Source organism: Leptolyngbya sp. CCNP1308 (assembly GCF_034932455.1).
GTDB lineage: Bacteria > Cyanobacteriota > Cyanobacteriia > Phormidesmidales > Phormidesmidaceae > Nodosilinea.
In genome coordinates this window covers 43,180-65,668 of record NZ_JAYGIH010000003.1, presented here as the reverse complement: position 1 = coordinate 65,668, position 22,489 = coordinate 43,180, and the positions used below count along the sequence as shown (strand labels likewise).

The window sequence follows — 22,489 nt, the reverse complement described above, 5'->3', positions numbered from 1 at the left end:
CTGTCCCTAGGGCGGGTGGCCCCCTTGTCTGTAAGCTGGAGAGGCGATATTGGGACAAACTATGGCGGGTAAGCTGCTGGTGTTTGAAGGGGTGGAGGGCTGCGGCAAATCGACCCAGCTCAAGCAGCTGCATGGGGCTTTAGAGCAGAGCGATCGCCTTCAGCAGCTCCAGCGACAGGGTCTAATTCCCCAAGTTCTCGTCACTCGCGAGCCGGGGGGAACAGAGCTGGGGTTGGGGCTACGTCAGCTTTTGCTGGGCTACCACGGTGGGGCACCGATGGCCAGCCGGGCAGAGCTGCTGCTCTATGCCGCCGATCGCGCCCAGCATGTCGAAGAGTTGATTAAGCCTGCTTTGGCAAGGGGATATTGGGTGCTGTGCGATCGCTACACTGATTCCACCGTCGCCTACCAGGGCTACGGGCGCGGCCTTGATCTGGCGCTGATTGACCAGCTCAACCAGGTGGCCACAGGTGGCCTAGAGCCCGACCTCACCCTGTGGCTCAAGCTCGATGCCGCTACTGGTCTGGCCCGCACCCGCCAGCGCGGAGCCGCCGATCGCATGGAGCAGGCCGATCTGGCCTTTCACCAGCGGGTGCAGCAGGGCTTTGAGACATTGGCGGCACAGCACCCAGACCGAATTGTGGCGATTGATGCTGCCGCCGATGTCGGGGCCGTGGCCGCCGACATTTTTACCGTTATCGATAGGTATTTACAGCAGTGGTACGCCCCCAGTTTGATGGCCTAGTAGGCCAAGATACCGCCGTTGCCCTGCTCTGTCGCGCGGTGGATCAACAGCGGATCGCCCCTGCCTACCTGTTTGCTGGCCCCCACGGGATTGGGCGGCGCGTGGCCGCAGAGCGCTTTGCGGAGATTTTGTTGGCCCCAGCGACTATGGTGGCCCCTGCCTTACGGCGACGCATTGCCCAGCGCAACCACCCTGATCTGCTGTGGGTTGAACCCACCTATCTGCACCAGAGCAAGCTGATCGGAGCCTCTCAGGCAGCGGAGGAAGGGCTCGCCCGCAAGAGCCCGCCCCAAACTCGCCTAGAGCAGGTGCGACAGATTGCCCAGTTCCTCAGTCGTCCGCCCCTAGAATCGCCCTGTGCCGTGGTAGTGATTGAGGCCGCTGAAACCATGGCCGAGGGAGCCGCCAACGGCCTGCTGAAAACCCTGGAGGAACCAGGTCATGCCACCATTATTCTGCTGGCTCCTGGCCCGCAATCGCTGCTACCCACTCTGGTGTCGCGCTGTCAGACGATCGCCTTTCAGCGGCTGAACCCAACGGATATGGCAACGGTGCTCCAGCGGGTGGGACAGGCAGAGGTGCTACAGCAGCCGCAGATTTTGGCGATGGCCCAGGGAAGTCCGGGGGGTGCGATCGCCGCCTACCAACAGCTTCAAGCCATTCCCGCTAACCTACTCACCGCCCTACACCAGCCCCCCCGCAGCCTGCGCGAGGCTCTAGAACAAGGTCGCCAGGTGGCTAAGACGCTAGATACCGAATCGCAGCTCTGGCTGCTCGATTACCTACTCAACTGGTACTGGCAGAGCTACCCCGCTAACAGTGCCCGTTGGCTCCCTGGATTTGAAACCGCCAAGGGATATTTACGCCGCTTTGTGAACCCTCGGCTAGTGTGGGAAGTAACGCTCATGCAGCTATGGGAAGCAACACCGTAACTGTCCTCTAGCTGTCTTTTACCCTATTGTTGACCGCTATATTGAGACTAACCAGAAGCGTGGAGACGTTCCATGGCTACACTGCTAGAGATAGAGACTGCCATTAAACAATTGGCCGAAGATGACCTTCGCCAGCTTTTCCATTGGCTACAAGATTACCTGGATGGGCTATGGGATCGGCAGATTGAAGCTGATCTATCGTCTGGGAACTTGGATGAGCTGATGGCCAAGGCAGAGTCAGTTATTGCTGCTGGCGAAGTAAGGGGGCTAGATGAAGTCCTTCACCACTCCTGATTTTGGAAGGCTTATGCAGCACTGAATTTAGATGAAAAAGAGCGAGTCAGAAAGGCCTATCGGCTTTGGCAAGAGAATTCTCTACATCCGTCTCTCCACTTTAAGAAAGTTGGCAAAAATCTTTGGTCTGTGCGCATTACGGGTGGATACCGAGCGCTGGCTATCAAGAAAGGTGACGATCACTATTGGTTTTGGGTGGGTGCCCACGATGCATATGCCGCTCTTTTGAAATAGCTTTTCCTAGAATGCTGCAACATTTTCAGCCATCGGAAGATTCTCGTCAGAGCCGTACTATTCTCAATCGAGCGATCGCTCAATCCTCTTCTACCATGAGTCGCCAGCGGATGGTTTGGGCGGTGACGCTGTCGATTTCGCCCAGGCGTACCTGAACGGTTTCGCTGGTGACGGGGCCGAGGGCGGTGAGCAGGGCGCGCAGATTGGGGGTACTCTCGCCGCTGTCCACAAATACCCGTTCTGCCAGCTGGTTGATCCGCTTCCAGGCGGTGAAAAGCTTGACGGCGGTCTGCTCGATCTGGGCGGCCTGGGCCACCATGTCGGCGGCAGAATTTAGACAGCCCACCCGCAGTGCTTCTTCGAGGGCGAGTTCTAGGTCGATGCCGCTGGCTTCGAGCAGCTGCACCTGGTTGGCGGAGGCTAAATACTTCGACAGGTAGCGGGCTTCGGCGGTGACCTGTTTGAGAGTGTCTAAATCAGGATTCAGCTCTACTTCGGTTTTGAGGGTGCTTTGGTGGACAGGGGGCAGCTTTTCCATCTCCTTGACCAGGGGCGCGATGTAGCGGGTGGGGATGGTGTTGTTGGCGGCTTTTTCCCGCAGGGTTTCGGGGATTAAATCGGAGGTCATGGCGGCCCACTCGTTGGCCACCTGGCGCACTTCGCGGCGGGTGATGTGGTCGCCTTTGCGGGCGGAGTCGCTAACCAGTTGCTGCACTTCGGGGGCCGATTTGGCGGTTTCGACAAAGGCGCGCTTGCTGAACTGGTTCACCTCCTTGGGGGTGAGCATGCCCGCATCGAGCAGTTGATCGGCGCTTTCCGCCAGTTCGATCAGGTTATAGGCATGGCTTTTGGTGATTTCGCGGTCTTTGAGCCAGTTGAGAAAGCCGGTGCCGCGCCCGTCGCCGCCGCGCTTTTCGCGATCGCGCACCGTCCTGAGAATCCTCCCCCGCCAGATGTCGGTTTGCAGGTCAAAGCGATCGCACACCTGCCAGGCCGCCTCCATCTGCTGGTTAAACTCATAGTCAGAGATGTTTTCGTCGGTGGGATCGGGGAGGGCAAAGGTCAGCTCCCCCGCCTGCATCGCTGACTCAATTACCTCAGAAGAATAGGGCATTGCCGCCGTCATACCGTTGTTACCATTTGCGCACAGGGTGTTTATTCTCCCACGTCTGTCTCCGTTACCGCGCCCTGGTTAGCGACTGGTTCAGGTTCATCGGTGCGATCGCAACGGGGCTCAACTCGTACCACCAACCTAGGGATGGTCGATCGGGTTGGTCGGGTCAAGATTCTCTCAACTCAGCGCCCCAGAACGCGTCTGTAACCCCTTCGATAAGCTTCGTGAAAGCCGTCACGAGAATTAATTTTGCGGGTGGTAGGATGGCCGGGTGAACCCTGTGATTAGACCTCAAATAGCCCATATATATAGGGATCAGGACTGTCTATGCCATCCAAAACGTTGCGGAAATTTGCCTGGGGAGCGATCGCGCTACTGTCCACGGGATCGCTGTCGGTAACCCCGGCCTTCGCCCAAAACACCCGGGCGCTAACCGAGAATCCGGCACTGATTCGGGGCTGTCGTCAGCTCAACCAAGCGACTGAGGTATTTGATAACTCCACCCTAGGGCCGATCTCCACCCGCATTGGCACCCTCCAGGCGGGCACCCAGGTCAGGCTCACCGGGGCGGTCTCCCCAGGGCGAGCACAGGTCTTTCTCAGCAGCGGCAATCTGTCTTCGACCCAGCCCGTAGGATGGATTAACGCCAGTGTTTTGACCACCTGTGGCGGCACTCCGACTCCTCCTACCAGAGCCTGCTTTAGGGCCGATCGTGAACTGGTAGTTAGGTCTAGCCCCACCGCTAGCTCTAGCGCTGTCGCTGGCTACAACGTAGGCAACACGGTGATCGCCAGCACTAACCCACCGACTCAGCAAACCTCCGCAGACGGTCGCCGCTGGATGCAGGTGACGATCTATAACGGCAGTACCGGCTGGATTGCCCGCACTGGCACCAACGGTCTTGGCAGTAACGTAACGCCAATCACTTGCCCCTAGTAAAAGCGCTTGGGCCTGGCGGTTTAACGCATCAAAGCCCTGCTTCAATGCGAATTGAAGCAGGGCTTTGACCTAAATCTAGGCTCTCAGTCTCCAGACCCTAAGGTCTAGAGCAATCAAGGCTCTGAGTTACCGTACCAACTACTCGGCCAGCCGCTCGACAATCACCTGCTGCAGAGCGGGGTCTGCCTGGGCCTGGGCCATAATCTGCTCAAACTCTTCAACGGTCAGCGCCTCAGCCTCAATGGCGGCCTGCATCTCAGTTCGAGCGCCCTCTCGCAGGGTCGCAACCTGTTCCGCCGCCGCCGCAAACTGTTCGACCTGCTCCGGAGGAACTTCGGCGGCAGCTTCGGGAGACTGCTGCGATTCTGCGATCGCATTGTAGTCATCCACCGTTAGCCCCTGGGCTTCTACAGCGGCCACCAGGTCGGCCTGCACCGCCTGCTGAATGGTTTGAATCGCCTGGTAAGCGCTAACAAACTGGTCGATTTGAGTCTCAGTTACCTCTATCGGAGCAGCTTGAGCTGGTGCTGGCGCTGGTGTCTCTTGCTCCTGGGCCACGGCAGCGGCTGGAACCCCCAGCAGCAGGGTGGCGGCTAGCAGACCTTTAAACAGTGTGGAAGGTTTCATAGGCGATAATCCTCGCATATCGTCAGTCGCAAACCTCACTGGGGAGATTCACACCAGGCACCGCGCTGGATGCCCATGGGTTGATACCCTAGGGGGCAATCATGACAGCGACATGACAGCCCTGTGACGATGGTGTGACCCCCGCCGCTGCCAAAACGGTGCGACTCTGTACCCGCAGGCTGTTAGAGAAAATGCCGGTCAGAGAGTCAGCTGTGGGGCGATCGCTGACAAAGCTAGGATGGCTAGGGTCGGGGCTGCCGTGCCCAGGCTGAGCCGAATTTGGTGTTGTCTCAGAGGTTCCTATGGCCAACTTCGAAATTATTGAGCGAGAAGGGACAAGGCTAGTCAAAGTCACTTTAAACAACGAGACCGTGCGGACTGAATCAGGGGCCCTGCACTACATGCGAGGCGCTATTACGATGCAGACTCACCCCCCCTCAGCGGGAGGTTTTCTGAAATCTTTAGCGACCGGGGAAAATATCTTTCGGCCTACCTACACCGGCACAGGGGATCTCTATCTAGCGCCATCGCTGTCTGGATATCACACGTTAGATCTTTCGGGTGAAGAGTGGATTCTAGATCGAGGTGCCTATTGGGCCAGCGAAGGCAGCGTTGAGATTGCCGTTGAACGCAATAAGTTGTTGAGCGGTATGGTGGGTGGTGAAGGGCTGTTTCAAACCAAGGTAAAGGGCCGTGGCCAGGTGGTAATGGTGGCCCAAGGCCCCGTGGAAACCGTTGCGCTGCGGGGGGAGCGTCTGGTGGTAGACGGTAGCTTTGCGATCGCCCGCACCAGCACCCTCAGCTACCGGGTCGAAAAAGCCACCAAATCGATGGTGAGCTCCATGACTTCTGGGGAGTTTCTCGTCAATGTTTTTGAAGGGCACGGCACGGTGCTGCTGGCCCCGATTCCCTACTGGCAAGTGCTGCTGCTGCGTCAGGTAGCGGCCTCAGCGGCGAGAACCGCTAGCTAGGGTAGGCAGCATAGGCCCATCGTTTCACCTCGGCCAGTGTCATACTAAATAGGCAAAAACCCTCGGCTACCGATGACTGACTTTCTCGCCCTGCTCAACCCCGCCCAACGCCAAGCCGTCGAGCACTACTGCGGCCCGCTGCTGGTGGTGGCGGGGGCGGGGTCGGGCAAAACTCGGGCGCTCACCTACCGCATCGCCAACCTGGTACTCACCCACAAAACCGACCCCGACAACATTCTGGCGGTGACCTTTACCAATAAGGCCGCTAAGGAAATGAAGGAGCGTATTGAGGTGCTGTTTGCCGAGCAAGACGCCCAGGCTCGCCACGGCAAAGCTCTCTCGTCGCTGCCCCAGTACGAGCAGACCAAGCTGCGATCCCAGGTCTACAAAACCGTCACCAAACACCTGTGGATTGGTACCTTTCACGCGCTGTGCGCCCGCATTTTGCGCTTTGATATTGAGAAATACCAGCACCCCACCGGGTATCGCTGGACCAAGAATTTCTCTATTTTTGACGAGTCCGATGCCCAGGGGGTAGTCAAAACCATCGTCACCCAGACGCTGAATCTGGACGATAAGAAGTTCAACCCGCGATCGGTGCGCTTTGCCATTAGCAATGCCAAAAACCAAAACCTCACCCCCGACGAACTCGAAAAAGAACAGCCCAACTATCGGGGCCGGGTGATCGCCGATGTCTACCGCCACTATCAAAAGACTCTGGCAGAGAACAACGCCCTCGATTTTGACGATCTCATTCTGATGCCTGTGCACCTGTTTCAGCAAAACGAGCAGGTTCTCGCCTACTGGCACAAGCGCTTTCGCCACATCTTGGTGGATGAGTATCAAGACACCAACCGCACCCAGTACGACCTGATTCGCCTGCTGGCCACCAACGGGGAATCTATTGGTACCTATAAAGACTGGAATCACCGCTCGGTTTTTGTGGTCGGGGATGCCGATCAAAGCATCTATTCCTTCCGCGCCGCCGACTTCACCATTCTGATGAACTTTCAGGATGACTTTGGCGACGGTCTGCCCGACGACGATACCCGCAGCATGGTCAAGCTGGAGGAAAACTACCGCTCCACCTCCAACATTCTCGAAGTCGCCAACCACCTGATCGAAAACAATACCGAGCGCATTGACAAGGTGCTGCGGGCTACTCGGGGCGAGGGCGAGAGCATCTACGTCTACCGCGCCGAGGATGAAACCGCCGAGGCCGATTTTGTAGTTAGCCAGATTCGCAATCTCGAAACCCAGCACCCCGAGCTGAACTGGGGTGCCTTTGCCATTCTCTACCGCACCAACGCCCAATCCCGCGCCTTTGAGGAGGTGCTGACCCGCTACAGCATTCCCTACCAGGTGGTAGGGGGGCTGCGGTTCTACGATCGCCGCGAGATCAAAGACGTGCTGGCGTATTTAAGGGCGATCGCCAACCCCTTCGACACCGTCAGCCTTAAGCGGGTGATCAACGTGCCCCGGCGCGGTGTCGGCAAGGGCACCATCGACAAGCTAGAGCAGGCTACCCAAACCCTGGGCGGCATTCCCCTGTGGGAGATTTTGGCCGATGATACCTCGGTGAAAACGCTGGCGGGGCGATCGGCCAAGGGCGTGCTGGAGTTCGCCGAGCTAATCAAAAAGTACCGTCAGGATATGGACACCCAAAAAGGCTCTGACATTATTCAGGGGGTACTCGAAGACAGCGGCTACCTGGCGGCCCTCAAGGCCGAAGGCACCGACGAAGCCGACGATCGCTTCGGTAACGTGCAGGAGCTCTACAACGCTGTGCTGCAATTTGAAGAAGAAAACGTAGACGATCCATCGCTGCTGGCCTTTTTGTCCAACGCCTCCCTGGCCTCCGACATGGATGACAACAAAGAGGGTAAAAACGCCGTTTCGCTGATGACTCTGCACTCCTCCAAGGGGTTGGAGTTCCCCGTGGTGTTCCTGGTTGGCCTAGAGCAGGGCCTGTTCCCCAACCATCGCTCCCTCGAAGACCCTGCCGCTACGGAAGAAGAGCGCCGCCTCTGCTACGTCGGCATTACCCGCGCCAGGGAGCGCTTGTTCATCTCCCACGCCCGTGCCCGCCGCCTCTACGGCAGCCGCGAACCCGCCAGCCCCTCGCTGTTTTTGAGCGAGCTACCCCTCGATCTGGTCACCGGCAACAGCACCACGGGCCTGCCTCAAAAGTGGAGCACCCCCATCCGCGAAGCCCGCAACCGCAGCGAGGCCGCCGCTAAACCCGGTAGCGGGGCCCACGAGTCAGACTGGACTGTGGGGGATGTGGTGGTGCATAAGGCCTACGGCGCCGGAGAAGTTACCCACATTTTTGGGGCAGGCAACAAGATTTGTCTGGCGATCAACTTTCCTGGGCAGGGCCGTAAGATCATCGACCCTAAGATCTCGGCGCTGCAGCGGGCCGAGTAGGCATTGCTCAAACCCTCGAATGCCCGACAAATACTCAGGTGGTTACGAAAGCCTCACCTAAGCACAAGAAAGTACATAGAGATTCTGCGTATATTCCCTTAGGTTATGACCCTAAACCGAGGTAGGCCGCTAAAAAGCGGTTTTAACCTCCGTTTTTTTTCGGTTTAGGCCTCGAAGCGGAGATGCGACTATAGCGGCATCGGTCAGGTTAACGGTCAAACGCAGGCCAATGGTTGACGGTCGGCCTTTGCAGATGGGTTTAGCCAGCTCGATAACTGCCACAGGTCTGTCTAGACCGTGGCAACCAAGATGGGACTCTATGGAAGTTCCTGCTTAGACGATACGGGTCGAGGGGTTGCCAACTCCTGCAAGCCCGCTGGATTGGTTTCACGGTTATGAGCACACGACAGGACTACAACCATGCACATCTACCGACCACAGCAGCCTCTGGTTTGCACGCTTCCCCGGCAGACCCAGGCCAGCCCTAGCACCCCAGCCGCTACCCACGCTTCGGTGACCGGAGCCTACACCACCGACGACGATACCCTGAGTCGGCTGGCGGCGGCGGCAGTCAGTCGGCAGCAGTATGCTGAGGCCCTAACGCTGCTGAATCAGCTTGTCGAGCGGCATCCCCAGCGGGCGATGTACTACAGCAATCGGGGGCTGGTTCACCTATGGCTAGGTGAACCCCTTATGGCCCTGGCCGACTGCGATCGCGCCATCACCCTCAACCCAGACCTCGACCAGGCCTACAACAACCGGGCCATGTGCCATGCGGCCCTGGGCGATCTGCCCGCCGCCCTTGATGACTACGAACAGGCCGTAGACCTCAACCCCTTCAACAGCCGAGCCCGCATTAATCTGGGGGCTACGTTAAGGCAGATGGGCGACTTCGATCGCGCCCTCGACTGCTTTGAAGAAGCTCTAATGTTTCACCAATTGCCGGAGTTTATCTACGCCGAGCGAGGCCGCACCTACCATCTGCGCGGCGACTGGAACTGCGCGATCGCCGACTACCGCCGCACCTTGGCAGCAGCAGCAGCCCATCAGGCAAGCGAGCAGCTCCAAACTTTAGTGCAGCGAGTCAATCGCTGGGCCGAGGAGCTGCTGCCCCAGCAGAGTTGGGCTTAATCCAGCAGTTATGGCCCCAGCCCGCCAAGGGAGAGCGCCTAGTATCCAACTAGTCAATTGAAATGCTTTGGGGGCCGCCGTTGCGATCGCTGCCCCAGGTCGTACCGCCGCCGCCACCCGTAGGAGTGACCCCCTGGTTTTGCAGCCAGCTTCTGACCGGGTCATCCGATAGACTGAGCCGCAGCAGGCCCGAAGCCAGCCCGCCCAAAAACGCCACCGGGTGAGCCGTTAACTCTTGCACAAAGGGAGTGAGCTCGTCTAAAAACATTGGGTATAGCCAGTCCGTAGCGACGGCTTGATCCTAACCTGAAAGCTCTCAGAAAGGGAATCCGCTAAAAGCTAGAGTCTAATCTCGACCAGCTCCGTCGTCCCAAACCCTTCCCAAACCCTTCACTGACACAGCATCCACCCACCTGCTCACCCACTTATCCACTCATTACCGCCCGATCGCCTTCACCAGACCAATGCCGCCAAAGTAGAGAAACAGCACCGCCCCTGCTAACAAGCTCTGGGTTACCGGGTCGGTCGAGGGCGTTAGCACCGCCCCCAGCACCGCTGCCCCCAGTAAGACGTAGCGCCAGCCCTTCAGCATTTGGTCAGAGTTGACGATCCCCAGCAGCCCCAGCAGCATTTGCAGAATGGGAATCTGAAAGGCTAGCCCGGTGCTAAACAGCAGCAGCAGCACAAATTCAAAGTAGCGATCGATCGACCAGAGCTGCTCAACGACATCGGCCCCGTAGCTGATAAAAAAGTTCAGCGCCGCCGGAATTAGCGCCACGTAGGCAAAAGCTAGCCCAGCAAAAAACAGCACGCTCGACCCCAGCACCAGCGGCCCTACCAGCCGCCGCTCTCGGCGGGTAAGCCCCGGCAGCACAAACAATACCACCTGGTAGAGAATAAACGGGCTAGCCGCCACCAGACCGCTGTAGCCCGCCACCTTAAAGGAGACAAAGAAGTACTCCCCCGGCGACAGCTGCAAGAACTTAACCCCCTGGGCCGGCACCTCCAGCAGGCTGACGATGGGCTTGACCTGCCAAAAGCAGGCCACAATGGCCAGCACCACGGCAATTAGGCTGTAAAAAATGCGCTGCCGTAGCTCTTCCAGATGGTCGAACAGCGACATCTCGACATCGTAGGGCACATCGTCGAGGTCGTCGGCACCACCGTTAAGGATAGCCGTCTTGGTGGTGGCAGTCTCAAGCTCGGTGGGCGGTGTCATAGGTTGGGCAAATAAGCAGTAGGGCGATCGCTTCTATTGTAAGCCCATGATTTAGTCAGCTTGTGATGACGGCCCAGGCTAAGGCGATTCAACGCTCTCTACCCCAGAGTCTGGGGTCACGGTCAGGGTTCTAACTACTCCTGAGTCGCCCATCACGACGGCGCGATCGCCATTGACCGACAACTCTACCCCGCCTGCGTTCCCCGTCCTAAAGGTCAAGCTGGTTTGGGCCGTCCAGGTTTCTTCAAAACCGCTCTCGGCAACACCCTCGTAGACATTCTCGCCGTCGGCTACGACGCTCAGCCAGGCGCGTTCACTCAGGTTGGCGCTGACCACCACAGGCGCTTCTAGAGGGGCGCTAGCCTCTTCATCCTCGGTCTCTAGCGGTTCATCAGGAGCAGTCTCTGCTGGTTCTGGGACTTCGGCATCAGTGCTCGGCGTTTCAGGAATTGTCTCCGCCGCCGAATTGTCATTGTTGGCGCGAGACGGTTCGTTGCTGCGGCCAAAAAGAGCCCAGGCCCCCAGCCCCAAAACCGCCGCTAGGGCCACCAGGCTCAGCACTAGCGGCAGCGACAAGCGATTTTCTGAGGGGATTTTTGCCGTCGAGGGGGTGCGATCGACCCGATCGACCATCTGAGGGGCAGGGCGAGGTTCGGGCTTGGCAGCGCCGTTGGTGTCGACCCGTTCGATTAGCTCAGGGGTGGGCAGCACATTGACCGGCGTAACCCGAAATTCTTGGGAAATGGTCTGACCGTCGAGCCCTAGGGCTTCTGCATAGCGACGGATAAACCCCTGAATAAACACCGGCTCAGGTAGCTCAGCATCGTTCCCTGCCTCCAGCGCTTTTAACAGAGCCGGGCGGATAAAAATCTGGTTGGCCAGCATGTCGATGGCCAACCCCTGCTCTTGACGCACCTGGCGCAGATACGCCCCGATGCTCTGGAGCTGCTCGACTTGGGTAGGAGCTAACTTAGCCACGGCACCTCACTGAACGACACTACGGGGAACTATACCCCGAGTGATGAATCCGAACCTGGTTATTTTAATGGGAAATGACCGCCAATGTAGCCAGAGCAATTGAAAACCTCTAGCCGGTTCAAAACACCTGGTTCCAGGCGTAGATCTCGTACTCAGTCCAAACACCGTTTTGCCAATAGGGGTCGCCTTCGACTAGCTGCCGCACCGTTGCCTCGCTGTCGGCTTCGTAAATGCCAAATACTCGGGTGTTGTCGGTGGTCGGGCCTAGGGCCACGAGCAGGCCATTGTCTTTTTGCTGTTGCAACCCCTGGAGATGGGCCTCTCGAAAGGGAGCGCGCCTTTCAAGCACGTCTTCGCAGTAGCGGCCCCACATCACATATTTAGCCATAGCTGAGTGCCTTAAAAGTTCATCGCCGATGGTATCAGATTAAGTAGTGTTCTATACAGAAAAATTGCTGTCTGAGCAAGACTGATGGGCTGTATAACCCAGTTGCAAAACTGTCATGACATACACGCAAAAGCCGCTTCCGTTCTAAATAATTGAGTACAGGCCGCTTCGGTAAAACTACTCGATATTATTTCGCTGCATCTGCTGCCGCAGTGGCCGATAGCTCATATATACCAGACCTTTCCGGAATTAACCTTGGCCCTATTGAAGTTGCTCTTTACCGGAGCTTTAGTTGAAATCCACCGAGCTTTGTTGATGCTTTACCCGATACCTAAGGGAATTCTTTAGCTTAAGCAAAAGGCTCACCAACATCTAAGTTGTGTCTATGTTCGCTCCATCGAGTATTGAGTTTCCATACCAAGTCCGGCTCAATGCTCGCCTGTTTCTCAGACAGTCTCAACTGTTGGACTTGCGAGAGGTTTAACTATGAAACGCTTGCTATCTTCTCTCCGTCAGGGGCTGCACTCAGTGGGTCAAACCCTTCCCCTAGACCTGTTTCGCCCGCTGCGCCAGTGGGTTAGCCACCTGCGGGTAGAGACTCCCCGCCGCGCCCGCAAGGTGGCAGAGCTGATCCCCGCCCAGTGCCCCTTTGAACGCGACATCGTATTGTTGGGGCGCTCGGTTGCCCACATTCCGCCCCTGTGTAAGCTCAACCCCATCTACAACGAACTGGTCGAGCTGCGGTTTCGGGCCCTGTGCTATCTAGCCGACGAGTGCGGCGAAGATATTTCGGCCTACATCTGAAGGCTGGCTCGAAAGGTTGCATTGTCTGGCGTTTAATCTGGCCTGGGCACAAAGATACAGACTGCGTTGCGTCTAAACATCTCCCCCTCCGAAGGCCTTTGGTCTAAGGAGGGGGTTTATTTTGGGTGGATAATGCTAAAAAACGCCTTGGCCTGATCACCGTCAGGCGGCATCTCATTTTGATAGCTGCACTTTGATAGCTGAACTGTTTGACTATGCCCTACAACCTACCCTCCGCTGACCTAGAGGACGAGACTGCTCTACGCCATCATCCCTGGATGCTGCGGGCGTTAGAACTGGCTGAGGCCGCAGGTGCTGCGGGGGATGTGCCGGTGGGGGCGGTGGTGGTTGGCCCCGGCGAGGTGGTGCTGGCCGAGGCGGGCAACCGGCGGGAGCAGGATCAAGACCCTACCGCCCATGCTGAGGTACTGGCCTTGCGGGAGGCTGCCCGCCAGTTGGGCAACTGGCATCTCAACGAGTGCACTCTCTACGTCACCCTCGAACCCTGCCCGATGTGTGCCGGGGCCATTGTTTTAAGCCGTCTGGGGCTGCTGGTGTACGGTGCCCACGACCCCAAATCTGGAGCGGTGCGATCGGTGCTAAACCTGCCCGATGGCCCCGCTTCTAACCATCGGCTGAGGGTGGTGCCCGGCCTGTTAGCCGAACCCTGTCGGCAGCAGCTGCAGCAGTGGTTTCAGCAGCGCCGCCGAGAAAATCGCCGCCCCCTCTCTGACCATGACACCGCCTGAACTGTCCTGAGCCAGGGTTGCATCGCGCAGGAGGGGCTGTAGCGTAAAGCAATAGACCAGGGTTAGACCTGTTTTGTTTCCGGTTGTGGGCTGTATGACGGTCAGCGCCGGGCATACTGGGAAAGCCTGGTATCGGCACTATAGGATTTAGCTGATCATGGCTCCTGCATTACGCCTTCCTATGAAATCCTCTGAGCTTCCTGAATCGTCTGCTGCATTGGTTAAGGGTGGTGCCATTGTGCCTTCCCAGTCTCGCTGTTCACCCGTCTTAACTCCTCTGGCCTATTTTCTGGGTCAGCACCTGGTAGTGCCCGCTTACTTTGGCCCTATTACGATTACAGGCCAGCACCATGTGCCCACCGCTGGCCCGGTAATCTTGGCCCCTACCCACCGCGCCCGCTGGGACTCGATTTTGCTGCCCTACGCCGCTGGCCGAGCAGTTACAGGCCGCGACTTGCGCTTCATGGTCACCGCTGATGAAGTTAAGGGCGTGCAGGGATGGTTTATTCGTCGATTGGGGGGCTTTGCGGTCAACGTGCGGCGACCCACGGTGGCCAGCCTGCGCCACGGCATCGAACTGCTGCTAGAGGGCGAAATGCTGGTGATTTACCCCGAGGGGGGCATTCGCCGAGAAGACAAAATTCATGGCCTCAAGCCTGGGCTAGCTAGACTGGCTGTGCAGGCCGAGGCTGCTAAAGCTGGTCTGGGGGTGCAGGTGCTGCCAGTAGACATTTACTACGGCGCGGCCTACCCAGGCTGGCGCAGCCCAGCCCAAATTCACATTGGTGCACCGCTGCCGGTAGAAGCATACCTGCATAGTGACGAGTCTCCTGAGGCGCTGAAGGCGGGAGCCGCACAACTGACTAAGGATCTGAAGGTTTGTTTAGAGAGCATGGTCAGCATTCGGCACGACAATAATGTCGCATCGGAAACCTCTGTGTCGTCCTAAACCCAGCTGTCCTTAAGCTGTCTGAAGTGCTGATGACAGGACAACCTGACTAGAGCGTGGTTTATTAAAGGCGTTGGCCCCGTAAATCAGGATGTCCTATGTTTGATAGCCTTTTTACTCCCAATCCGCTGAGTGATCTGTCTTCTGACCCGCTGCGACCCCTTAAGGGAGTCATTGTAGGGGCCGGTCAGGTGGGCCTGGCTTGCGCCTACGCCATGATGATCCAAAACGTGCTGGATGAGATGGTGTTGGTGGATATCAACCAGGACAAGCTGATCGGCGAGGTGATGGATCTAGAACAGGGCATGTCATTCGTAGAGCCAACGTCGATCAAGGCGGGCACCATGGCCGATGCTGCCGGGGCCGATGTGGTGGTGATTACCGCTGGGGCTGCCCAAAAAGAGGGCGAGACCCGCCTGGATCTGGTGCAAAAAAACGTCGAAATTCTCAAAAAGCTGATTCCTGACATTGTGGCCCACTGCCCTGAGGCCATTTTGCTGGTGGTGTCTAACCCCGTAGACGTGCTCACCTACGCCGCGTGGAAGCTGTCGGGATTGCCCAAGGCTCGGGTATTTGGCTCGGGGACAGTGCTGGATACGGGGCGATTTCGGTATTTGCTATCGCGTCGGCTGGGTATTGACCCGCGCAGCCTGCACGCCTACATTATTGGCGAACACGGCGACAGCGAGGTACCGTTCTGGAGCCATGCTAACGTCTGCGGCACCCCTCTCTACTACGAGGGCATGGCGGAGGGCGATCGCCAGGCGATGGACGAGATCTTTCAGCAGACCAAAAATGCGGCCTACGAAATCATTCGCCGCAAGGGCTACACCAACTATGCCGTGGGGCTGGCGGTGACGCAGATTGTGCAGTCGATTATGCGCGACCAAAACCGGGTGTTGACGGTAAGCTGCGTGATTGACGAAATCTTTGGCGTCCAAGACCTGTGCCTGAGTGTTCCAGCGGTGGTGGGGCGTATGGGGGTGAGCCGTCGGTTAAATATATTGCTCAGTCCCTATGAAGAGGAATTGCTTCAGCACTCGGCTCAGACGCTGCGAGAGGTGATCGATCGCATTCAGTTTTAACCGCTTAGTCAGTACTGGCTGCGGGCCACAGCAGCTTGACGGCCAGTAGGGCAAACCCAATGGCAGCAACGGCTTTGACCAGGTGCTCTGGTAAAACCTGGGCGGTGCCTTCTCCGACGACTACCCCCAGAAAGCTGGCCAGCAACAGGGCAGCGGCGGTACCCAAAAAGACGGCGCGGGGAGACTTTGAGCTACCGCCGAGGGCGATCGCCGCCAGCTGGCTCTTATCCCCCAGTTCTGAAATGAACACGGCGGTAAAGCTGAGGGCGAGGAGGTTCCAGTCCATGGAGTCGGTGAGTGAGTGGATAGGTAGGGTGTAGGGGCGGTGCCTGTGTGCCCGCCCAGGCTACAAATGGACGATATCCCAGAGAAGACAGACAGTGATGCCGAGCAGCATGGTTCCGGCGGCGGTGTCGAGGGTGGCAGGGGAAACGCGGCGGGCTAGCCACTGCCCCAGCAGTACGCCAATCAGGCTGGTGGCGATTAGGGCGGTGCCAGCCCCTAAAAAAACAATCCAGGGAGACTGAGACTGGGCGCTCATGAGCAGCGTAGTCACCTGGGTTTTATCCCCCAGCTCAGCTAAAAAAATAGTGATAAACGTAGAGCCAAAAACCCGCCAAAAGGCTGCTCGACTGAGAGTCGCAGAGGGCTTGGCCTCAGCGCTGGCAGGGGAGGGAGGAAGAGGACTAGAAATAGACACGATGGGGTAAAAGACAGGCTAGTTAAGCGATCGCCCAGGCCAGCCACAGAGCAACGCCAAGACCGTTGAGTACTGCCGGATATTTCATAATGCTTTCATTATCTGCAAGAGTCAACCCAATCGCAACCCCATCCCCTCACATTCCCTACCTCCTCATCTTCCTTCACTCCTCTACTCCCACCGCCTGATTAAACCGCTCCATCTCCGGGCTGGCTTCGCCGTAGATGTCCGCAATGTGTTCTTGGCAGCAATCGATGGCAAAATCGTCGAGTTCGTCGGCCTCAACGCCAAACATAGTCTCGAAGGTGCTAAAGGTGACTCGGCAAAAGCTGGGGCGGTCGGGGTAGATGCTACAGAGGCGATCGCCCGCATTGTAGTGAATGCACCAGCCATCTTCGCCCACCATGCTCAGGTACAGCGCCAGCTGGTCAGGGGCGAGGTACGACTCTAAGTCGGGGCGCTCGTCGGGAGATAGGAAGCAGCAGGCCCCGCAGGATTTTACACATTGCCAGGTGGCCATTGGGTCTCCTTTGGCCGTCTCGGGCCTAGCGTCTGGGCGGCAGCGGATGCTGCCTTAGAATTTTGTTAAGTTATCTAAAATAGGGGCCGCGTTAGCAGGTAAAATGAGCCCGATAAGCAAGCTTTACACCAAGCCCAGAGCGGGGTCTGTAGCTCTCTATAGGCGCAGCCTTACTTTTGGGATTGAATGAAGTTTATATCAGTCCAGTCGCCTTGTGTTGGGAGGTTTCATGAGCTTTCTGAGTGGTTTTTTGAGCAGCATTAATTTTGAGCTTATTGCTCAGTTGACCATGCTTGCCATGATTGTCATCGCTGGCCCAGCGATTGTGTTTCTGCTGTTTTTGCGCGGCGGCGACCTCTAGCGTCGCCGCCCCAGAGGCAAATCCTAGGACTAAAATCCTGGGACTTAGGCCACAACAGCGCTTGGGAGCCTCTTGGCTAACCCAGGCGCTGTTTTAGTATGAATTCGGCGATCGCTAAATCCATCGGCGTCGTCACCTTGAGGTTGGTTTCTTCGCCGGGCACCACCTGTACCGGCAGGTCGCATTTTTCAAACAGGGCGGCATCGTCGGTGACGATCCAGCCCTGGTCAATGCCCTGCTGGTGGCCCTGCTTTAGCAGGGCCACATCAAAGCCCTGGGGGGTTTGGGCGGCCCACAGCCGCTGGCGATCGGGGGTGGCCTCAATGCGCTGGTCGGCATCTACGACCTTAATTGTGTCTTTGACCGGCACCGCCGCCACCAGGCCAGGGCAGGTGGCTAGGGCGACGGCGCAGCGATCAAACAGGTCGGGGGTGGCCAGGCAGCGCGCCCCGTCGTGGATCAGGACGTGGGTAGCCTCGGGCGGCAGCGCTTGCAGCCCGTTGTAAACCGATGCTTGGCGGGTGGTGCCGCCGTCGATAAAGGTCACTGGCTTAGACAGGTTTAGGGTATTGGCGATCGCCTCCAAAGCAGAGCGATCGCTCCCTTGACAGACCACGCCAATCCACACCACTGCCTTGGCCTTGGCCGCAGCCTCTAACGTCCAGGCGATGATGGGCTGCCCCAGCAGATCGAGAAGGACCTTGTTGCGATTGGCCCCCATGCGGCGGCCGCTGCCAGCGGCGGGGATGAGCACGTAAACAGAGGGCATAGACACAGGGCAAAACCGTAACGGGCTAGTAAATTGGGGAATTTCTATCCCCTTTGAAGAAATTTAATTCATTTTGTAAGCCAGATATCCCCTAAACCTTGGCCAGGTTCCACTACAATACTTGCGAACAGGCATGGACGTAACATATGCGGGTACTGGCTCTTGTTCCAGGAGAAACGGAGACTCAGCTGAGCTTCTTTCCGATCGTTAATCAGATCAAGGATAGCTTTGAAAACGCTGAGGTATCGGTAGTTGCGCCCCCTAGCGCTACGGCTATCTATCAGCTCTCAAAGGGGGTCACCGAGGTGGTGCCCTACAACTTTGAGGCCAGCAACAGCCCCGCCGACTGGGCCAACCTGCTGGGGATCGTGCGCGATCGCGAGTTCGACGCCGCCCTCACCCTGACCGACTCTTGGTCTATAGCCCTGCTGCTGTGGCTCAGCGGCGTGCCTACACGTTTGGGCTACAGCGGGTCGGCCAACGATCTACTGCTGACCGCAACAGCCCCCCGTTCTGCTGAGCCGGCCCACCACAGCGATCTGCTCAAGCTGATCAATGTCACCAGTACACCGCCTGCCCTCTCGGTCAATGTGCCGCGCAAAGACTTAACCGCCGTGGACGCCATCCGTCAGGGCAACGGGCTCACGAATGGCTATGTGCTGGTTTATCCCGGGGCCACTGCCAGCGGCACGACCTACCCCACCGAAAGCTGGATTGCCATTCTCAAAGACTTTCAGCAGCGCCAGCCCGATATGCCCCTGGCCCTGCTGCAAACCGACGATGCGGCACCTCAGACGGTGGCGATCGCCAGTGCCGTGCCCAATCTTAAGATTTTGCGACCCGATACCCCAGGACAGACGGCAGCACTGATTGCCGCCGCTAATCTATTAGTAGCGGTAGAGGGGTACCCCCTAGCGCTGGCGATCGCCCTCAATGTCTATACCCTCGGGCTGTTTACAGGCGATAGTATGGCCCAGGCCATTGCCGCTGGAGAAGATCGCCTGGTCGCCCTCACTTCTGCCACCGGCACCCTGGCCGACATTACCCCCGACCAGGTGCTCAAAAAAATCTGGAGCGAGGGCTCATGAGGGCAAGGCTTTAGGGCAAAGCTTTCTCTGACATTAACTTTTTATAGCCGCCCCATAGACGCTGCACCTACCATGTCAGCAGAGGGACGTCATTTCCTGACTATGACCAGCCATTGAAGCGTTGACACCTATGGACAAGATTAAAGAACAGGCCAGTATTGTTAGCCAGCTATTGTTTTCCGCCGATACCGGCGACATTTACAAAAAGACCCTGGCCCGCACCTGGGATATTTTGCGTGAAGTGGGCCTGCTGCTGTGGCTGGTGCTTTGCCTGACCTTTGTGGCTGGCGAATGGTTCTACCGCACCGCCGTTGGCCTGGGGCGCAGCACCCGCGCCTGGTATGTCAACCTTAGCGAAAAAGACCCCAACACCGAGCCCCAGTCGATGACCTCTACGGGGCAAGCGCTGTTCGATAGCGTGCAGTCCAGCGCCGCCTACCTGCTGGCCCAGGCTCGCCAGCAGTTGGGCATCCCAGAACCCGAGCCTCAGCCATCCGCTCCTCCGGTTCCCTCACCGCCCGTAACGCCGCCGTTTCCGACCCCGGATGAGCCGCCAACCCCCAGTGGCCCGCCAGCTCCAGCTGAGCCACCAACCCCAGATGAACTGCCATCTCCGGTTGCGACAGTGAGCGCTGACATCGCTGATGACGATGACCTAGCCTAGAGAATGAATCCGCTGGGCCGACAGATCTAACCGGCCTAGTGGGGTAAACAGAGATTATTGCTCGCTGAAAGTTGTGCTCAATAACCTCAAAGCCGTAGTGATTTAGATCGCTGCGGCTTTGAAGTTATTGAGCCCGACGGTCGATGACGGCAAATTTATTACTTCGCCTTCGCCTCTAGGGTCTCTAGACGGCTCTTGAGATCTTGGTTCGATTTCTTCAGATCGTCCAATTCTTGGCGCAGTTTCTCCACCGCCTTATCTTTGCCGATCGCTTTCTGTACCTGCTGCACGGCCTCTTGGGCGCGGCGGCGCACGCGGCCATCGGGGGTGTGGTCGGCTAAACTTTGCAGAATGGCGATCGCCCGCCCGGTCTCTATGCCGCTCAGACCCGACACCGCCGACACCTGGGTAAGAAAGAACGATTCGCTGGCAATAGTCTCCAGCCGATCCAAGATCCGCTCCACGTTGGGCTTGCTCTGGCCTTTAGAGATGGCCCCGAGAGAGCGAATCGCCGCCAATCGCAGGGCTTGGGGGGTGCCGGGTTCGGTGTACTTCAGCAGCAAATCCAGCGCTTCTTCGGAGGATTTGAACTGGCTGAGGGCGGCGATCGCCCCCGACCGCACCGTCTCATTCCACCCCCGGCGCTCTTTGAGAATGCTCTCCAGCAGCTTCAGGGTTTTCTTATCTTTGGCTTTGCCCTCCAGATCGGCCGCGCCCACCTTGCCGAGGGAGCGGATGGCGGCGGCTTCGACGTAGTAGCTGGGGTCGCCTTTCTCGGCGATTTTCTTCAGTTCTTTATAGCTGTCGGCGGTTTTAATATCACCCAGGGATTCCACCACGGCGCGGCGCACGCGGGCTTCGGGGTCGTCGAGTCCTTTGAGCAATCCTTCGACCGCTTGATCGAGCTTGATGGAGGCTAGTTGCTCGGCCACTTCGGCGCGGACGCCCCAGAAGGGTTCGTCGGTGAGGGCATCGCTCAGGGCGGTGACGGCTTCGAGGCTGCCTTTTTTGGCCAGGGCGATCGCCGCCTCAATCCGCGATAGGGGGTCGGGGTCGTGCTTGAGCTGGGCCTTGAGTTCCGCAACGGGATATTCCAATTCCACCGTTTTCAAATAGTGGTTGCCCACGTCAAAGCTAATGAAATCGGGCTTTTTGTCGAGGGGGAAGAACAGCGCCTGATCGCGCTCGTGAATGCGCACGGTGAAGGGCTTGGCCTCAACCTTGGTAGACTTCCCTTTGCCCACAAAGCCGAAGCCGATGGGGATTTTTAGATCGAACAGGCCGCTAGTGCTGCTGGTGTCGCCGTCTTTGGCCTGGGTTTGGGTGACAGTGACCTTGGCCAGGTTGCTGTCGCCATCCCAGCTGTAGGCCACTTTGTAGTCGGGGTGGCCGCCGCGCAGCACGTACTGGTCAAACAGGGGCCGCAGGTTGCGCCCGGTGGCTTTGTCGATCGCCCGCAGCAGGTCGATGGTTTCGACGGTCTGGTGGGCGTTGTCTTGCACAAAGGTGTGGATCGCCTTCCAGAACAGGGCATCGCCCAGCTCGGTGCGAATCATGTGGTAGACGCAGGCCCCTTTTTCGTAAATGTGGCGATCGTAGAGCTCGATCGCCTCGCGGTACACATGGGTGACCATGGGGCGGCGGTAGCGGCTCTTGTCTTCGTTTAGGTAGCTGCGGGCCTCGCCCAGGCGGTAGTAGGCGGCATCATCGGCCCCGTACTCCTGCTCGGTCCACATGACTTCGGAGTAGGTGGCCATGCCCTCTTTGACCCAGGCGTGGCTCCAGTGGTTGATCACCAGCAAATCCCCGAACCACTGGTGGGCCAGCTCGTGGACGACCAGGGACTCGGAACTGCGGTTGTCGATCGCGGCCCGTTCATCCAGCAGGCAGCGATCGGTCAAGATCGTCACCGAGGTATTTTCCATGCCGCCAAAGATGAAGTCGGCGGCGCAGACCTGGGCGTACTTGGGGAAAGCGTAGCGGTAGCCGTACTTCTCGCTCAAGAATTCCACCATACGGGGGGTTTTGCCCATGGTGATCTGGCCCTGGTCTTGGCGGCCCTTCTCGACGTAGTAGGTGACGGGAATGTCTTGCCACTGGTCTTGAATGACGTCGAACTCGCCCACGGCCAGGGCCATCAGGTAGGTGGGGTGCACCTGCGGCTGATGCCAGTGGTAGATTTTGTGGTCGCCGTCTTCCTTGGTTTCCACCAGGTTGCCGTTAGAGACGACCTGGTACGTTCCTGGCACCCGCACCTTGATCTCTGAGGTGGAGAGCATGCCCGGATAGTCGAAGCAGGGAAACCAGAATCGCGAGTCTTCGTCTTCGCCCTGGGTCCACACTTGGGTGGGTTTGTCGGGGTAGTGCTTGTCGGGGCCAATGAAGTAGATGCCGCGCTCGGGCTTGACCAGGCGGTAGGCGATCGCAACGGTAAAGCTCTGACCTGCGATCGCAGGCTTTTTCAGCCGTATCACTAGCTGTTCGCCGTCGTAGTCAAAGTCTTGCTTGGCGGTGCCCACCTTCACCGACTCGATCTGCTGGTTCACCGCATCCAGCGTCAGGCTGTTGACGCCGTCGCGCACGGGGTTAATGCGAATTTTGCAGGTGCCCTCGCAGATTTTGCTTTCCAGATCCAGGCTTAAATCCAGCGCAATGTGTTCGACCTGGCCGGGGCGATCGGGGTTGTAGTGGGGTTTGGCCCCCGGCATTTCAAACGACTTGTGGCCGTTCTTGTCGTCCTGCAAGTATTCGATCTGAAATGTGCGGTGGGCGATGGACATAGAGAAATGAACCTTTTGGTG

Annotated in this window: 26 protein-coding genes; 14 read left to right on the top strand and 12 right to left on the bottom strand. The window is 58.0% G+C overall.

Going from position 1 to position 22,489, the window contains the following annotated elements; genetic code table 11:
* Window positions 1-49: 49 nt before the first annotated feature.
* From tmk to VB780_RS02385, 3 genes are all read left to right on the top strand, one after another.
* On the top strand, window positions 50-745 hold the full coding sequence (gene tmk / locus VB780_RS02395) for a dTMP kinase (protein ID WP_323349538.1): 696 nt from the start codon (window positions 50-52) through the stop codon (window positions 743-745).
* The gene (locus tag VB780_RS02390) at window positions 718-1,677 is read left to right on the top strand and encodes a DNA polymerase III subunit delta' (RefSeq protein WP_323349537.1); all 960 of its coding nucleotides are present in this window, start codon (window positions 718-720) and stop codon (window positions 1,675-1,677) included. Before tmk ends, VB780_RS02390 begins: the two co-directional genes overlap by 28 nt.
* 72 nt (window positions 1,678-1,749) lie before the next feature.
* On the top strand, window positions 1,750-1,971 hold the full coding sequence (locus tag VB780_RS02385; protein WP_323349536.1) for a hypothetical protein: 222 nt from the start codon (window positions 1,750-1,752) through the stop codon (window positions 1,969-1,971).
* A gap of 313 nt (window positions 1,972-2,284) precedes the next feature.
* Here the strand turns inward: VB780_RS02385 and VB780_RS02380 are convergent, their stop codons facing one another.
* Window positions 2,285-3,319, bottom strand: coding sequence for a hypothetical protein (locus VB780_RS02380; RefSeq protein ID WP_323349535.1), 1,035 nt, complete (start codon window positions 3,317-3,319; stop codon window positions 2,285-2,287).
* Window positions 3,320-3,646: 327 nt separating this feature from the next.
* On the opposite strand from VB780_RS02380, the gene VB780_RS02375 reads away from it, so the two are divergent.
* Window positions 3,647-4,255: a hypothetical protein gene (locus VB780_RS02375; RefSeq protein ID WP_323349534.1), complete on the top strand. Its 609-nt coding sequence runs from the start codon at window positions 3,647-3,649 to the stop codon at window positions 4,253-4,255.
* A gap of 141 nt (window positions 4,256-4,396) precedes the next feature.
* On the opposite strand, the gene VB780_RS02370 is transcribed toward VB780_RS02375, so the two are convergent.
* Both VB780_RS02370 and VB780_RS02365 read right to left on the bottom strand, forming a co-directional pair.
* Window positions 4,397-4,885 (bottom strand): DUF4168 domain-containing protein, encoded by a 489-nt coding sequence (locus VB780_RS02370; RefSeq protein ID WP_323349533.1) that lies wholly within the window; start codon window positions 4,883-4,885, stop codon window positions 4,397-4,399.
* A gap of 88 nt (window positions 4,886-4,973) precedes the next feature.
* Complete coding sequence (locus VB780_RS02365) at window positions 4,974-5,195, bottom strand: hypothetical protein (protein ID WP_323349532.1); 222 nt, start codon at window positions 5,193-5,195, stop codon at window positions 4,974-4,976.
* Between VB780_RS02365 and VB780_RS02360 the strand changes: the two genes are divergently transcribed.
* From VB780_RS02360 to VB780_RS02350, 3 genes are all read left to right on the top strand, one after another.
* Entirely contained in the window at window positions 5,188-5,856 is a 669-nt protein-coding gene (locus VB780_RS02360; protein ID WP_323349531.1) for an AIM24 family protein, read from the top strand. The two genes, VB780_RS02365 and VB780_RS02360, sit on opposite strands and share 8 nt — an antisense overlap.
* A gap of 72 nt (window positions 5,857-5,928) precedes the next feature.
* Complete coding sequence (gene pcrA / locus VB780_RS02355) at window positions 5,929-8,283, top strand: DNA helicase PcrA (protein ID WP_323349530.1); 2,355 nt, start codon at window positions 5,929-5,931, stop codon at window positions 8,281-8,283.
* A gap of 420 nt (window positions 8,284-8,703) precedes the next feature.
* A complete protein-coding gene (locus tag VB780_RS02350) occupies window positions 8,704-9,414 on the top strand; it encodes a tetratricopeptide repeat protein (RefSeq protein WP_323349529.1) in 711 nt (236 codons plus the stop codon).
* Window positions 9,415-9,463: 49 nt separating this feature from the next.
* Here VB780_RS02350 and VB780_RS02345 read toward each other — a convergent pair whose 3' ends face one another.
* The 4 genes from VB780_RS02345 to VB780_RS02330 all read right to left on the bottom strand — a co-directional run bounded on the left by VB780_RS02345 (window position 9,464) and on the right by VB780_RS02330 (window position 11,999).
* Entirely contained in the window at window positions 9,464-9,682 is a 219-nt protein-coding gene (locus tag VB780_RS02345) for a hypothetical protein (protein WP_323349528.1), read from the bottom strand.
* Between the two features lie 168 nt (window positions 9,683-9,850).
* Window positions 9,851-10,633: a twin-arginine translocase subunit TatC gene (gene tatC, locus VB780_RS02340; RefSeq protein WP_323349527.1), complete on the bottom strand. Its 783-nt coding sequence runs from the start codon at window positions 10,631-10,633 to the stop codon at window positions 9,851-9,853.
* A gap of 78 nt (window positions 10,634-10,711) precedes the next feature.
* A complete protein-coding gene (locus VB780_RS02335) occupies window positions 10,712-11,611 on the bottom strand; it encodes a helix-turn-helix domain-containing protein (RefSeq protein ID WP_323349526.1) in 900 nt (299 codons plus the stop codon).
* A 118-nt stretch (window positions 11,612-11,729) separates the two neighbouring features.
* Window positions 11,730-11,999 carry a YciI family protein gene (locus tag VB780_RS02330; RefSeq protein WP_323349525.1) on the bottom strand — a complete coding sequence of 90 codons (270 nt, stop codon included), beginning with the start codon at window positions 11,997-11,999 and terminating at the stop codon, window positions 11,730-11,732.
* 486 nt (window positions 12,000-12,485) lie between these two features.
* Here VB780_RS02330 and VB780_RS02325 point away from each other — a divergent pair, with 486 nt between their 5' ends.
* The 4 genes from VB780_RS02325 to VB780_RS02310 all read left to right on the top strand — a co-directional run bounded on the left by VB780_RS02325 (window position 12,486) and on the right by VB780_RS02310 (window position 15,586).
* The gene (locus tag VB780_RS02325; protein WP_323349524.1) at window positions 12,486-12,803 is read left to right on the top strand and encodes a Mo-dependent nitrogenase C-terminal domain-containing protein; all 318 of its coding nucleotides are present in this window, start codon (window positions 12,486-12,488) and stop codon (window positions 12,801-12,803) included.
* 215 nt (window positions 12,804-13,018) lie between these two features.
* On the top strand, window positions 13,019-13,552 hold the full coding sequence (gene tadA / locus VB780_RS02320) for a tRNA adenosine(34) deaminase TadA (RefSeq protein ID WP_323349523.1): 534 nt from the start codon (window positions 13,019-13,021) through the stop codon (window positions 13,550-13,552).
* A gap of 181 nt (window positions 13,553-13,733) precedes the next feature.
* Window positions 13,734-14,501: a lysophospholipid acyltransferase family protein gene (locus tag VB780_RS02315; RefSeq protein WP_323349522.1), complete on the top strand. Its 768-nt coding sequence runs from the start codon at window positions 13,734-13,736 to the stop codon at window positions 14,499-14,501.
* 98 nt (window positions 14,502-14,599) lie between these two features.
* On the top strand, window positions 14,600-15,586 hold the full coding sequence (locus VB780_RS02310) for an L-lactate dehydrogenase (RefSeq protein ID WP_323349521.1): 987 nt from the start codon (window positions 14,600-14,602) through the stop codon (window positions 15,584-15,586).
* Between the two features lie 4 nt (window positions 15,587-15,590).
* On the opposite strand, the gene VB780_RS02305 is transcribed toward VB780_RS02310, so the two are convergent.
* The 3 genes from VB780_RS02305 to VB780_RS02295 form a co-directional block, all read right to left on the bottom strand.
* Entirely contained in the window at window positions 15,591-15,872 is a 282-nt protein-coding gene (locus VB780_RS02305; protein WP_323349520.1) for a TMEM165/GDT1 family protein, read from the bottom strand.
* A gap of 60 nt (window positions 15,873-15,932) precedes the next feature.
* Window positions 15,933-16,286: a TMEM165/GDT1 family protein gene (locus tag VB780_RS02300; RefSeq protein WP_323349519.1), complete on the bottom strand. Its 354-nt coding sequence runs from the start codon at window positions 16,284-16,286 to the stop codon at window positions 15,933-15,935.
* A gap of 163 nt (window positions 16,287-16,449) precedes the next feature.
* Window positions 16,450-16,806 (bottom strand): YkgJ family cysteine cluster protein, encoded by a 357-nt coding sequence (locus VB780_RS02295; RefSeq protein WP_323349518.1) that lies wholly within the window; start codon window positions 16,804-16,806, stop codon window positions 16,450-16,452.
* A 229-nt stretch (window positions 16,807-17,035) separates the two neighbouring features.
* On the opposite strand from VB780_RS02295, the gene psb30 reads away from it, so the two are divergent.
* The gene (gene psb30 / locus VB780_RS02290; protein WP_275337316.1) at window positions 17,036-17,167 is read left to right on the top strand and encodes a photosystem II reaction center protein Ycf12/Psb30; all 132 of its coding nucleotides are present in this window, start codon (window positions 17,036-17,038) and stop codon (window positions 17,165-17,167) included.
* Window positions 17,168-17,243: 76 nt separating this feature from the next.
* Here the strand turns inward: psb30 and ispD are convergent, their stop codons facing one another.
* A complete protein-coding gene (gene ispD / locus VB780_RS02285; protein WP_323349671.1) occupies window positions 17,244-17,936 on the bottom strand; it encodes a 2-C-methyl-D-erythritol 4-phosphate cytidylyltransferase in 693 nt (230 codons plus the stop codon).
* A 146-nt stretch (window positions 17,937-18,082) separates the two neighbouring features.
* Between ispD and VB780_RS02280 the strand changes: the two genes are divergently transcribed.
* Entirely contained in the window at window positions 18,083-19,024 is a 942-nt protein-coding gene (locus VB780_RS02280; RefSeq protein ID WP_323349517.1) for a glycosyltransferase family 9 protein, read from the top strand.
* Between the two features lie 130 nt (window positions 19,025-19,154).
* On the top strand, window positions 19,155-19,688 hold the full coding sequence (locus VB780_RS02275; protein WP_323349516.1) for a hypothetical protein: 534 nt from the start codon (window positions 19,155-19,157) through the stop codon (window positions 19,686-19,688).
* A 158-nt stretch (window positions 19,689-19,846) separates the two neighbouring features.
* Here VB780_RS02275 and VB780_RS02270 read toward each other — a convergent pair whose 3' ends face one another.
* On the bottom strand, window positions 19,847-22,468 hold the full coding sequence (locus VB780_RS02270) for a M1 family metallopeptidase (RefSeq protein ID WP_323349515.1): 2,622 nt from the start codon (window positions 22,466-22,468) through the stop codon (window positions 19,847-19,849).
* Between the last annotated feature and the right edge of the window lie 21 nt (window positions 22,469-22,489).